Source organism: Pedobacter sp. MR2016-24 (genome assembly GCF_026239655.1).
In the GTDB taxonomy this organism is placed as follows: domain Bacteria; phylum Bacteroidota; class Bacteroidia; order Sphingobacteriales; family Sphingobacteriaceae; genus Pedobacter.
The window spans coordinates 348,338-361,509 of record NZ_JAPIVO010000005.1; the positions used below are offsets into that span (position 1 = coordinate 348,338).

At 40.7% G+C, this 13,172-nt stretch carries 10 protein-coding genes; 5 read left to right on the forward strand and 5 right to left on the reverse strand.

Going from position 1 to position 13,172, the window contains the following annotated elements; all coding sequences use genetic code 11:
- The first annotated feature begins 152 nt into the window (after positions 1 to 152).
- Positions 153 to 725: an acetate uptake transporter gene (locus OQX62_RS15545; RefSeq protein WP_265832516.1), complete on the forward strand. Its 573-nt coding sequence runs from the start codon at positions 153 to 155 to the stop codon at positions 723 to 725.
- 4 nt (positions 726 to 729) lie between these two features.
- On the opposite strand, the gene OQX62_RS15550 is transcribed toward OQX62_RS15545, so the two are convergent.
- The 3 genes from OQX62_RS15550 to OQX62_RS15560 all read right to left on the reverse strand — a co-directional run bounded on the left by OQX62_RS15550 (position 730) and on the right by OQX62_RS15560 (position 3,839).
- The gene (locus tag OQX62_RS15550) at positions 730 to 1,374 is read right to left on the reverse strand and encodes a DUF6266 family protein (protein WP_265832517.1); all 645 of its coding nucleotides are present in this window, start codon (positions 1,372 to 1,374) and stop codon (positions 730 to 732) included.
- A 5-nt stretch (positions 1,375 to 1,379) separates the two neighbouring features.
- Positions 1,380 to 2,027 carry a DUF6266 family protein gene (locus OQX62_RS15555; RefSeq protein ID WP_265832518.1) on the reverse strand — a complete coding sequence of 216 codons (648 nt, stop codon included), beginning with the start codon at positions 2,025 to 2,027 and terminating at the stop codon, positions 1,380 to 1,382.
- A 438-nt stretch (positions 2,028 to 2,465) separates the two neighbouring features.
- Positions 2,466 to 3,839 carry an NAD-dependent succinate-semialdehyde dehydrogenase gene (locus OQX62_RS15560; RefSeq protein WP_265832519.1) on the reverse strand — a complete coding sequence of 458 codons (1,374 nt, stop codon included), beginning with the start codon at positions 3,837 to 3,839 and terminating at the stop codon, positions 2,466 to 2,468.
- A 481-nt stretch (positions 3,840 to 4,320) separates the two neighbouring features.
- On the opposite strand from OQX62_RS15560, the gene OQX62_RS15565 reads away from it, so the two are divergent.
- Positions 4,321 to 6,894: a TonB-dependent receptor gene (locus OQX62_RS15565; RefSeq protein WP_265832520.1), complete on the forward strand. Its 2,574-nt coding sequence runs from the start codon at positions 4,321 to 4,323 to the stop codon at positions 6,892 to 6,894.
- A gap of 90 nt (positions 6,895 to 6,984) precedes the next feature.
- Here the strand turns inward: OQX62_RS15565 and OQX62_RS15570 are convergent, their stop codons facing one another.
- Positions 6,985 to 8,190: a DUF4374 domain-containing protein gene (locus OQX62_RS15570; RefSeq protein ID WP_265832521.1), complete on the reverse strand. Its 1,206-nt coding sequence runs from the start codon at positions 8,188 to 8,190 to the stop codon at positions 6,985 to 6,987.
- 38 nt (positions 8,191 to 8,228) lie between these two features.
- Positions 8,229 to 10,613: a TonB-dependent receptor gene (locus OQX62_RS15575; RefSeq protein WP_265832523.1), complete on the reverse strand. Its 2,385-nt coding sequence runs from the start codon at positions 10,611 to 10,613 to the stop codon at positions 8,229 to 8,231.
- A 225-nt stretch (positions 10,614 to 10,838) separates the two neighbouring features.
- Here OQX62_RS15575 and OQX62_RS15580 point away from each other — a divergent pair, with 225 nt between their 5' ends.
- The 3 genes from OQX62_RS15580 (at position 10,839) to OQX62_RS15590 (ending at position 13,170) form a co-directional block, all read left to right on the forward strand.
- Complete coding sequence (locus tag OQX62_RS15580) at positions 10,839 to 11,426, forward strand: DUF4142 domain-containing protein (RefSeq protein WP_265832524.1); 588 nt, start codon at positions 10,839 to 10,841, stop codon at positions 11,424 to 11,426.
- Between the two features lie 215 nt (positions 11,427 to 11,641).
- On the forward strand, positions 11,642 to 12,187 hold the full coding sequence (locus OQX62_RS15585; RefSeq protein WP_265832525.1) for an RNA polymerase sigma-70 factor: 546 nt from the start codon (positions 11,642 to 11,644) through the stop codon (positions 12,185 to 12,187).
- Positions 12,188 to 12,189: 2 nt separating this feature from the next.
- Positions 12,190 to 13,170, forward strand: a complete 981-nt coding sequence (locus OQX62_RS15590) for a FecR family protein (RefSeq protein ID WP_265832526.1) — start codon at positions 12,190 to 12,192, stop codon at positions 13,168 to 13,170.
- The last annotated feature ends 2 nt before the right edge of the window (positions 13,171 to 13,172 follow it).

Consider the following 13,172-nt stretch of genomic DNA (forward strand, 5'->3'; position numbering starts at 1 on the left):
ATGTTAAAAAGTGTTAAAATCGGTCAATTAAGAAAAATTAATTTAATATGCTGATAAATTCCCTACCTTAATACCCTGATCTTGAAGAAGATTTATTTTAGCTCATAACTAAACAGAAAGCAATGTAAATTGCTGCTAACCAAATTATTTGTATGATGGATACTACTGCAAACCCTGCTCCCCTTGGTCTATGTGCTTTTGGCATGACGACAATCTTACTGAATATACATAATGCCGGCTTTTTTGAACAGAATTCCATGATTCTGGCTATGGGCATATTTTATGGCGGACTTGCGCAGGTCATTGCCGGAATCATCGAGGCAAAAAAGAACAATACCTTTGGTCTGACCGCTTTTACCTCTTACGGATTTTTCTGGTTGTCACTTGTTGGCTTATGGGTATTACCTAAAATGGGCTGGGCAGCAGCTCCATCAAATGCAGCAATGATCGCTTACCTGAGCATGTGGGGTGTATTTACTTTCCTGCTATTTTTCGGCACCTTAAAACTTAACCGTGCCCTGCAGTTTGTATTTGCTTCTTTAACGCTGTTGTTTTTTCTGCTGGTTGCAGGTGATGTTACCGGCAATCCTACCATCAAACATATTGCAGGTTATGAAGGCATCATCTGTGGTGCATCTGCAATTTATACAGGCATCGCAAATCTGTTGAATGAAATGTACGGAAGGGAAGTTTTACCGATTGGTACTGTAAATAACCGGATTTAACAGGTTATGATCCTATTGATCCCATATATTGAGAGTTGGACCTGGTCTTACCGTCAGGGGAAGTAAAAAACAGCCAGAAATGTAAATGATCTCCCCAGGAACCTCTTTGGATGCGAATATAAAATGAAAGATCTGCCCTTGTACTCAGCTGCCACTCATAACCCGGACGAAGATCTTTTGTAGCATTAAAGATCACCAGATTTGCTATATCCTCCCCGATTAATTTGATTTTTGAAGTTTGTGGTATTTCCCAGCTTATCCTTGCCCCATTACCTTCGGCAACAACTTTTCCTGCCCAGGCAATCTCCCGATCGCCTAAACTGAAAACAACCTTTTTATAATCTATACTGAAATCAGGGGAGGTTCCCAGCAATGCCCGCTCATAATTATATTTAACAGCGGCCTGAAATGGCGGTAATTTCGCTTGTTTATTGTGAAAGCCAATTTTTATTTCATGAACAAAGTTCCCAAGGAAACCAGATACCAGAGGCAGACTCAATTGCTGACTCAATCTTTTTTTTCGCTGCTTTTTAGTTCTTTTAGCCGGCAGACTTTTTATGACTGTCAAACTACGCCATTTACTGGCCACTCCCTCACCTACTTTGCCCCTAAGATTACCTAAAGAACCTATTTTTGCAACTCTAGCCATAATTTCTAACTTTTGCTCCAATGGAGCTGTCCTGTATAAACACTGTTGGAAACCCTTTTACCGTCTTCTGAAATATAACAGATATAGGTTTCAATGACCATTTCTTCTGTGAATGAAGGGAGCACTATCGTTTGCTCCTCTTCTGTTCTCTTTGCGCCACTTAAAACTGTTAGTGCCTGTCCGTTTTCCGGAAAATAAGCGACACACATCACCCTGTCCGATTCGTCGGCCTTCGCATGTTCCAGCTCTGCTGACCAGGAAAATTTTATAATACTATCGGTCAGATTAACTTCCGCATTTTTAGGGACAGGCAAATCACCCATACTCAGAATAGCTTTAGAAAAATCGATGTCCAGATCCGGATATATTCCTGTAGTTATTGCTTTACGATTAAGTGACAAAGCCATAGTATAAGCACCCCAAGTAGATTTTGGCTTAGGGCAATATCTAAATCCCACATCTGTAAATTGCTTTACAGGCTTAAGAAAGGCTGTAGTTAAACCCATCCTCATTTGATTCTCATATTGCGGTTCAGTCCATGAGGTGATTTCACCAATAGTTCTGGTGATATATTGTCCCATACGAAAATATGAAACATAATTCTTATTTTTACCTATACTCGGTCCGCCCGGACCGCCATTATTAATTCCCATAACAAAAAGTTTAAGTGTAACACTCCCTTTGCTCAATACAAGATACAGGATACTTAATTAAGAAACAAGTGTTGACTTGAAATAAAATTAGTATAAAAAGCTGTTTAATAAATCTTTAGTTAATCATTGGTAAGTGTTTGATAAGGGTTTGGTAAGCCTTTTAGGCTTACCAAACCCTTATCAAACACTTACCAAACTCTTATCACATATAGTTTCAATATCGGTGTAAACTAATTTCAATACTTTTCCAATGACATGTTTCCTCCCATCCTCGTATACGAGCACCAACTTAAATCACGATAATCTATTCTGAATGGGTTGGGTAATGATGTGCGCACTACTATGCAGTAGGTAAATGTGAAAAAAGGGGTAATCAGCTTTTTTGGAAGCAGCTGCTTTTAATCACCTAAATTTAACACCTTAAATCATTAAAATTTATCAGCTGATATATACTGTTTTGATATTCACAAATTCGTGGATACCAAACATGCCTAGTTCGCGACCGTATCCCGACTGGTTAATCCCCCCAAAAGGCAATGCCTGATCTGATTTTACACCAGCGTTGACAAAACAGGAACCTGCTGAAAGTTTATTTCTGGCAATACTCTCTGCAAGTGTTATATTTTGAGAAAATACAGCAGCTCCCAATCCGAAGTCTGTATCATTAGCTATCCTTATCGCATCATTTGCATCCTGTGCAGTAATGATGGCTGCTACCGGTCCAAAGATTTCCTCATGGTAGGCCAGCATTCCTTTTTTTACTCCGGTAAGTATAGTAGGCTGATAAAAAGCATGTTCTCCTTCAGCTTCGGGAATATTACCGCCTAAAATACATTTGGCTCCCTGGCCTATACATTTTAAAACCTGCTGATGTAACTCGTCCCGTAGATCTGCCCTTGCCATGGGTCCCAGGTCAGTTAGATTATCAAATGGGTCACCTGTAATTTTACGTTCCATGTTGGCTTTGAATAATCGCGTAAACTCCTCTTCCACTTCCTTCACTACAACAAAACGCTTGGCGGCAATACAACTCTGCCCATTATTGATCAACCTTGCTTCGGCACAGATTTTCGCTGCCATCGGCACATCGGCATCTTTCAGGATTAAATACGGATCACTGCCACCCAGTTCAAGCACCGTTTTCTTGAGCGACTTCCCCGCCTGCGCCGCTACCTCTTTTCCTGCAGCAGTACTACCCGTAAGAGTGACGGCTTTAACCAGCGGATGCGCTATAACATCCGAAATCGCGTTACTCTTACAGAGCAGAGTGGTAAACACATCACCTTGAAAACCTGCTTCTTTCACCAATTCCTGGATAGCCAGGGCACAACCCGTAACATTCGAGGAGTGTTTTAAAATTCCGCAATTCCCTGCCATTAATGCTGGGGCCAAAAAGCGAAAAACCTGCCAGAAAGGAAAATTCCAGGGCATAATCGCCAGCACCACCCCTATTGGTCTGAAGCTCACATAACTTTTTGTTGCATCAGTAGTGATATACTGATCTGCCAGAAATTGTTCACCCTTTTCTGCGTAATACACACAAACCGCAGCGCACTTCACTATTTCTGCCATGCCCTGTTTAAATGGTTTTCCCATTTCCAGTCCCATCAGCTTAGCCAGTTCTTCTTTTTTATAAGTAAGTATTTCAGCTAACCGCCGTAATAATGCTGCCCTCTGCGCATAACCCGTCAGCTGATATTTCAGCCAGCTTTGGTGCGTCTGCTCAATCTTGTTATTGATATCAACTGCTGCATCTTCATTATATTCCTGTATTTTATCTCCGTTTAATGGATTTATAGATAGAAGGCCCATAAGCTATGTTTTAAATGATAACAAAAACATGCATGAAATGTGTGATTTCTTGTTGGTCGAACAATATCTTGTATTACACACAAAATAGCTAACCATTTTTCTTTCCTGATTAAACATGAGTCTCAGCTATATTGTATTCTTTCCTGCACTAATCGTAATCATTGCAATTATCATCTGCTACAATCAGCTGGTTAGAAAAAAAACATGATGAAAGCAGCCTGGAACGGTATTGATGTTTTTCTAAAAAAACGATATGATTTGATCCCAAACCTGGTAATTATGAGTTATTGATCAACTTGTCACATTAAATTTATTAAGAATTATTAAAAACAATTTGGATTAAACAATCCGTCTGCGTTTCTTTGTTTAGAATTAATCTAAAGAAATGAATTAACCTGCGCTTTCCCAGGAAATGAATCTATTTTCCAGCATGATAAAACCATTTATCATCACAGACATCCAATTAAAATTCTTAAAAATTATGAAGAAACATTTACTCCTCTTATGCATGTTCTTGTTTGCAATCCATGCAAATGCACAGCATGCATCAACCATTAGCGGCAGGATCCTAACGCCGGACGGACAACCGCTGGAATCCGCAACAGTATCCTTAAAAGGCACCAAATACAGCACCTCCACAAATGCGGTAGGCTATTATCAATTGAGCAATATTCCAGCGGGAAAGTATACTTTGATATTTTCGGGACTGGGTTTTAAAAGAATCAGCAAAGATGTCGAACTCAAAAACGGGATGCAGCTGGAGTTTAACCTAAGCGCTCAATCCAGTCTCAGGGATCTTGATGAAGTAACAGTAACGGGTAATAAACCTGTAGTCACCAGCAGCAGCGAATATGTAAGCAAAATGCCCCTGGCTAACATCGAAAATGCACAGGTATATACCGGCATAACGAATGCACTGATCGTGCAGCAAAAGGTATACAACCTGGAGGATGCGCTGAGAAATGTAACCGGGATTACTTCCAGCTTCAATACCTACGGAAATACGATTGACTATGGAGGAATTTCCTTCGTCAGTCGCGGTTTTCAAACAAAAGTACGGGCAATGAATGGGCTGGCCATTACTATGGCTACAAGCTCAGATATAGCCAATCTGGAAAAGATTGAGGTCATCAAAGGCCCGTCAGCTACCTTGTTTGGCAATATTATCAGTTCTTATGGGGGACTGATCAACCGTGTGACTAAAAAACCTTATGAAACAGCTGGCGGCGCTGTAGATATTTCCAGTGGGAACTACGGATTCCGCCGTATGAGTGTGGATTTAAATACACCGCTCAATGCGGATAAATCATTTCTCTCCAGGGTGAATGTGGCGGTACAGAACCGCGGTACCTTTCAGGATAATGGTGCCTTTAGCAAAGGCGTTTTTGTTGCACCAGCTTTTACTTACAAACTATCCGACAAAGTGAAAATCAATCTGAACGCAGAAATCAGCCATACGGATGAAGGCGGAATGGGCGGAGGAATCAACTTCACCTTAGGCCCAAGTTTTGTAAACGGCTATTTACCAGCAATTTTACCAGCTTTTGGTGTAAGAGAACCAGCATTGAGTGCTATTCTTGCCGCTGCACCGACTACCATTCTGCAAACTTTCGGATCAAACAATATTAAAGATTTTAATATCGATCCATACCGCTCCTATATTTCAAACGACTTTACCAGTAAACTGAATTCACTAACTTTAAATGCCGAAGTACATTACAAAATAAATGACCAATGGGAATCCATTACTTCAGCCATTGCTGGCTCCGGCACTTCCAGTGGTTATAATGTCAACCTGATTCTGGTTCCAAATGAAATAAAAACACTTGTCAGAACTTTAATGGCTGGCAGCCCGGGTTATGGAACGCCAGGTGCCGACGATTTTTCAAGAACTGGCAGAACGAGTAATTCCAGTGTGGAAACTCAGCAAATTCAGCAAAATTTTGTTGGCGATTACAAAATAGGTAACCTGCGCAACAGAACTGTGATAGGATTTGATTATTATCACAATAAAACTGTTTCTCTTTACAGAACTTTTAGCGGCAGTTTATTTGGTATTCCACTGGCTAATATGTTTGATCAGATTGCCATTTCGGGAGATACACCAACGTATTATAATTTCAACAAAGCAAGTCTGGATGCTATGCTGCAGAAGAGTCCTGGCGCACCTGACGATTATAGCGTTGAACAAAGCGTTTACAGCTCTTATATCAACAATGTACTGAACATTACCGACCAGCTGATTGCTTCTGCGGGAATCCGGGTAGACCGTTTCGAGAACAAGGGTCGTTATGATGGCACTAAAAATCAATTGGTAAATGGCTACAAACAGACAGCTTTTTCTCCAAAATTCGGATTGATTTACCAGCCGGTCAAAGATAAAGTGTCCGTGTTTGGTAATTATCAAACCAGTTTCACCAATAAAGATGATTATAGTTTTGATCAGAATGGTTTCGTTCCTGAGCAGGCCCTGCAATGGGAAACAGGTGTTAAAACCAGCTTTTTTGATGGTCATTTTACCAGTACATTGAGTTACTATGATATCAGGGTAAACCATGTCGTACGTCAGGATTATCTGCATCCCTTATATCAGGTCCAGGACGGTACTCAGGTGAGTCGTGGTTTTGAAGCAGAAGTATTAGGCAACCCGATCCCGGAACTGAATATTATTTTGGGTTATGCGTATAACAAGAGCAAGATGGTGAAATCCGATGCCCTGGTAGAAGGCTTACGCCCTGCAGGTTCCGGACCTGAACACCAATTCAATTTCTGGCTGCATTATCACTTTAATGAAACAACGCCGTTAAATGGCTTGAGTATTGGTTTCGGAGGAAATTATGTAGGAGAAACGCTGGCAGTAAACCTGAATCCGGATGGTGCAATCATTATCCCGGATTATAAACTTTTCAATGCCAAGCTATCTTACGATAAAGCTAAATATTCGTTTGGTTTCAGAGTGAACAACCTTGGTAATGAAAAATACTGGTCGGGCATTGGCAATATCGCACCGCAAATGCCACGTCAGTATATGCTGAGCCTGGCCGTTAAAATATAAATCAATCTTCATTATGCATAAAAAAACCGGATCAGATCCGGTTTTTTTATGCATAATGAAGATTGATTTAGTGTAAAAAATCCTGGTGTATTATTTTAATTTCTCGATCCTCAGGATGTAGTCTATCCCGCCAATAAATTCAGCGCCCCTGGTCAGCGCCCCGGTTAGGGGATCATATTGCCAGATATAATCTTTATCAGCGGCATTTACCATGATAAATGCTTTGCCATCCTCCATAATTACCGCATTGACCATGCGTTCTCCTTTATCTGCGGGAAGATCAAGTCTCTTCACAAAGCCCCCCGTTTTCACATCGATAATCGAAAAGTAATGATCAGCGTCTATTGATTTGCCTGCAACTCGTGATCGCACGATAGCTTTCCCGTTACCAATATACCACATGGCCGGGATCATCTCATTGTTTGTAGCTGCAGAGTAGTTGAAATAATAAGTAGGGTCAATAACATCGGTACCGCTTTTAATACGATAGATAACAGATGGAGACTGATAATCATAAGCATTTACCGGATCACTCGCAAAATACAGGTCGCCACTTTCATCTATGAAAGACACCGGCGCATATACCGTAGGTCCGCCGGCACCGGTCGTTCTTGAATCTGTCACAGACTGATTAACCGTCATTGCCGGATAACTCACTACAGCTACAGCGGCTTGCTTATAGACTGCCATGTTATCGGGATACTTCGTAAAATCTGTAGATCCGTAACCATAACCTATATATAGTTTTCCTGCCCTGTATTCAGCAAAACCAATGCTATACACATCCATTCCGGCAGGGATAGGATTCAGGTTAAGTTTGCCTGTAGTTATCGTCATCTTATCTGTTTTGATGATGGCATACCGTGCTTCATTATTTCCATCACCGAAAATAATCAGTGTGTTTTCATCAACCCAGGTATAAGAACTCCAGTTTAACCAGGTAAATGGAATCTCTTTATCGATTACCAGCGCACCATTGTCTACGTGATATTTACCCAGACGGCCGCTGCTAAAATTAGCGTGAAAATAAAAGCCGTTACGCTGGATCACATCTTGTGCGTACACTTTACCGGTCATTTCTGCGCCGTTACCTTTAACACTGATTGTTCCGCTGGTCAGAGAGGAAATACCAGCAATATAATAGGCGGTATTAGGCCAGCTGCCTACACAAAGAATAGCCGAATAGGGCGTATTTTCTTCCACTTTTCCTTCCTTTCTTTTCTCACAGCCACTGATAGAAAATAGCATAAATGTGATCAGCAGTATTTTCGTTGTATAACAGAATAATTTATTCATGTATTTGATGATTAATATTTATAGATGAAAAGCTTGAATTATTGAATGAAGTATCTGAATTTTAGTGCGAATGAACGTCCCGGTTTCTGTTGTCTGAAATTATCATAGGCATTGTTATCTGTTAAATTCCTGCATTCGGCAGAAAGATTATACTTGCCATTTTCAAGCGAATAACTCAGCGAAGCATTGTGGACGTATTGGGTAGGCACATATGATTTGCCATTTGGATTGGCCAGTCCTGCCCAGGTCAGATAAAACCAGTTTACATATTGGGTGAACCAGTTAAACTGTAAACGCGTATCTTTTCCAAGAAGATTATCCTGACCTATACTGAAATCAGCATTCCCGAATAACCAGGGCTGATTAGGGATTTTGGACAGGTAGGTGATTTCATTGTTTACCGAATTCTCTTTACCAAATTGAGTAGTATTGATCGCATTTTGATAGGTGACATTGACGTTGAAGGAAAGCAGATTAGCGTATCCATACCTCAGCTCACTTTCCATCCCGGTAACACGGACGTTAGACATATTTGCATTTTTGATAAACTTTGTATGCTCATCAGGAATAGGGAAAATAAAATCTTTCGCATTGCGGTAAAAGCCGGCTGCTTCAATATAGAAATTGTGCTTTCCAATACGCAAGGTATAATAAGCACCTAAATTCAGGTTATCACTGCGTTCTGGTTTTAAATCCGGATTGGCCTGTATATTCAAACCGTCTCCAAACATCTCTTCCGCTTCCTGCAAGCGGTAAGCATGTTCGTAAGAAGCTTTAATCCCTAAATCCGGCAGGATCTTATACCTCGAGGCCAGACCATAACCATAATTACTGAAGGTAGTATCCAGCAGCGTATTGACATTGTTCACATATTTGGTTCTGTTTAAGCCGAGATGATAGTATTTGGCAAACAGGGTATTGACCAGCTTTTGGTCCAGAAGATCCTGCTGATAAGCAAGACCAACGATTTGTTTATTCATACGGCCAGGCATCTCATCATGGTCAACCAGCAGTTCATTATAACTTTCATTCTTAAGATGATCGTTGGTATAGTTCAGATTCAGTGAGTGCTGTTTGTTGATGGCATAGCTTAAATTTGCCAGTGCATAAGTCCTTGGTCTGATGATATTGGCTACAGTTTTAACTGAGCCCAGTTCAGTATATCCTTTGGTCGTCCAGCTCCCATCCCAGTAATACTGACGGTACAAGGTATCCGCTGTTGTATAAGTGTCTTTCGATCTTGCTGCAAAGAGACTTAGGCTCAGCCCTTCTGTAAACAGGTTATCTTTTTTATAGCGGATTGATCCGTTAAGGGCCTTACTCTTTCTGGTAATACCACCGTAAACCACGTTCTGGTCGAAACCGGTCTGCAGGTCCTGGCGACCTTCATTATAACCAAATCCTGCAAAGAGTACGTCTGCCCATTTTTTATTGATCACTCCTACTTCCACCTGCCCCATTGCAGATCTGTAATTATCATGAAAACGTCTCGCATCTGTAGTCACAAAACTGGCACCGTTCAGGTCAGTGATCTGATCTCCCTCACGGGTACCCCCTTCCAGAATTTCTACCCCTTTCATCTTGTAATTATTGTCAGACGAGTTCAGGAAACCACTTCCCTTTACGATTAAGCCTGTTTTTTTATCGACAAACTGTCCTGTAAGTGCAGACCTGTTTGTATTAAAAGAACCATAACTGTGACTCGCATCAAGATAATTACTGATCTTTTGGTTGGTTACCACATTAACGGCACCGCCCATTGCATCAGCACCCAGCTGTACAGGAACTACTCCTTTATAAACTTCCAATCGCTCGGCCAGGTTTACAGGGATATTGTTCAGTGACATGGCCGATCCCATTACTTCCAGCGGAATACCATCAATGAAAAACTTTACCTGTTTTCCAGATAATCCATTGATCGAGAATTTGAAATCAGACCCCAGTCCCCCCTGCTCGCGGATCCTGATACCGGTACTCCTGTTCAGGATCTGGTTAAGGTCGGCAGTAGTATTAGCGAATTTTTTGGTGTCGATTGAATTTACCGCAAATCCGGATTCCTTTACTTGCTGGACTTTCGTTTTCCCGTTAATCGCTACATTGTTCAGCTGCTGTTCATCCTTTTGCAGAGAAAAGTTAACATCCAACTGCTGATTAGCCTTCAATGTAACCTGTTTGGATTGTTTAAGATATCCCAGATAGGAAATAACCATAGTATAGGTCCCGGGAGCGACGTTTTTAATTTCATAATACCCTCTTTCATTAGAGGTAGCACCATTTTTGGTACCTTTCAGTTGGATCGAAGCACCCGCTATTATTTCATTATCCTCTTTCACGAGTCCGGATATACCGGCTAAGGTTTGAGCATAAGAGTAAATAGAAAGTGTGCTGAAGAGAAAAACAAATAGAATTTTACGATATGGCATATTTTTAATATGATGAATTTAGCTAGTAGTAGCGTAACTGAAATATTACCGAAGGTCTGCAGCAAAAAAAATTACATGAAATGCCTTTTTATTGAATTTGGGGATAAACCTTTTGAACCGAAAATTGTTATAAAGCAAAATCTAACCAAAGGAAAACATCATGATGTTATGGAATTGCCAGGATCATGATCGCTTCATAAACATTTAAAACAAAATTATAAACAGATGAAAAAATTAATTTATGTACTTGCGATCTCGGCAACAGCTTTTGCCTTCCAGGGATGCAACAACAGCACGAAAGATGCTAAAGACACGGCGGATAGTCTGAACAAAACCAAAGACACTACCTCTAATGCGGCAGCTACAGGTGGGATTGCTGTTGCTCCTGCTGATGCTGAATTTGCTACAAAAGCTGCTGTAGGCGGCATGGCAGAAGTTGCCTTAGGTAAACTGGCCCTTGAAAAATCATCCAGTCCTAAGATCAAGGCATTTGCAGAAATGATGGTGAATGACCATGGAAAAGCAAATGAAGAGTTAATGACGCTGGCAAAGGTGAAGAACATTACTCTTCCGGCAACTGTAGATGAAGAACATCAGAAAAAGATGGATGAGCTAAAAACAAAAACAGGAACTGATTTTGACAAGGCCTACGTAGATGCGATGGTAGACGGCCATGAGAAAACACTTAAACTGATGCAGGACGAAGGTAAAGACGGTAAAGACACCGACCTGAAAGCTTTTGCTACTAAAACTGCTCCGGTAGTACAGACACACCTGACGATGATTAAAAAAATTCAGGAAAGCCGGAATTAATATTCCGTCCAACCGCACATCACAGATCCTGGCCTTACCGCCGGGATTTGTTGTTTAGGGGCATATTTTCGTTTCAGGCTCTGGTTACTGGTCTTATCAGTCAAGCCTGCTGCCACATCCTCATAAAATTTATTTCTGGAACCAGTGGCGGTAAACCTTATTTTGGTTGTCTTAGAATTAAAGAGAAATTAATCGGGCATTTAAATGGAGAACAAATGATGGATGAAACAAAGCGGCCGGGCGATCCGGCAGACTTTGATGAACTATATCTGCAGCACTATCCTGCTTTAAGCAGATATGCTCATACCATTGTTAAAGATAATGTTATTGCTGAAGATATGGTGCATAATGTCTTTCTGAAGCTGATGGAAAACGCGGACAATCTGATCAGATCAACAAACTTGAAAGCTTATCTATATCGCTCTATCTACAATGAATGTATGAATTACATCAAACATCAGCACATAGAAACTTCCTTTCAGAAAGAAACAATCGGAGAACAACTTGAAGAGCCTGCCGGTAATTTACGACATCAGGAACTGAAGCATGCCGTCGCTGAAGCACTGAAACTTTTACCTGAGCAGTGCAGAACAGTTTTTCAACTGAGCAGATATGATGAGCTGAAATACAAAGAGATCGCCCTTACGCTAAATATCTCTGTAAATACAGTAGAAAAACATATGGTAAAAGCTTTGAAAAAGCTTAGAATACAATTAGAGGACTATCTGCCTCTGCTATTTTTTTGGTTCTTAAATAAATGAAGATGGATATAGATTTATTAATTCATTACGTCACAAACGAAACTTCTGCTGAAGAAAAACTTCGCGTTGAAGATTGGTCTAAGCAGGACATCAACAGTCAGAAAGAACTAGATAACCTACAGCTCATCTGGAACCTGAGTTATACGGCAGTACCTGCTCATCCTTCATCTGAAGCTGCACAATCATTACTGAGGTTTAAAGAAAAAGCGGCGGCTCAGAAAACGCTCATTAGTGTTCCGATCAAGCAATCTTATTCCCTGCAAGACTGGATTAAAGTTGCGGCAGTGCTGGTGGGTATTCCACTCATGATCTGGTTTTTTACTGTGCAAATCCGCACAAAAGACAGTAATGAACTGACAGCGAGCACAACAGCCAAAACCGACACTACCTTGTTAGCTGACGGATCCATCGTCATCCTGAATAAGAATTCTATTTTAAAATACCCTGAATCTTTCGCTGAGCATACCAGAACAGTGCACTTAGATAAAGGAGAGGCTTTCTTTCAGGTCAGCCATGACAATAAAAAGCCATTTTTTGTTCTTGCCAACGGCATCAGAATAAAAGTTGTAGGTACTGCATTTAATGTAAAAGTAAAGGATGGACAAACGGAGGTGATTGTTGAATCTGGCAAAGTGAGTGTGAATAAAAACCATGAACAACTCGTATTGACACCTGCTGAAAGTATATTGATACATGATGGAGACCTGCATTTGCGAAAAGAAAAACATACAGATTTGTTATATAATTATTATCGCAGCAAGCTGTTCATTGCGAATGGAACTCCTTTATGGAAACTTGCGGCAATACTTGAGGAGGCATATGAAGTTCATATCTCTTTCCAGACTGCTGACATTAAAAATCTGCCGATGAGCACTACGTTTAAAGATGAATCCCTTGAAGATATCCTGACCGTAATCGCCAGAACTTTTAACCTGAAATTCAGTAAAAACGGGAGTAAAATAGTATTCAAAATTGCTGACTAATC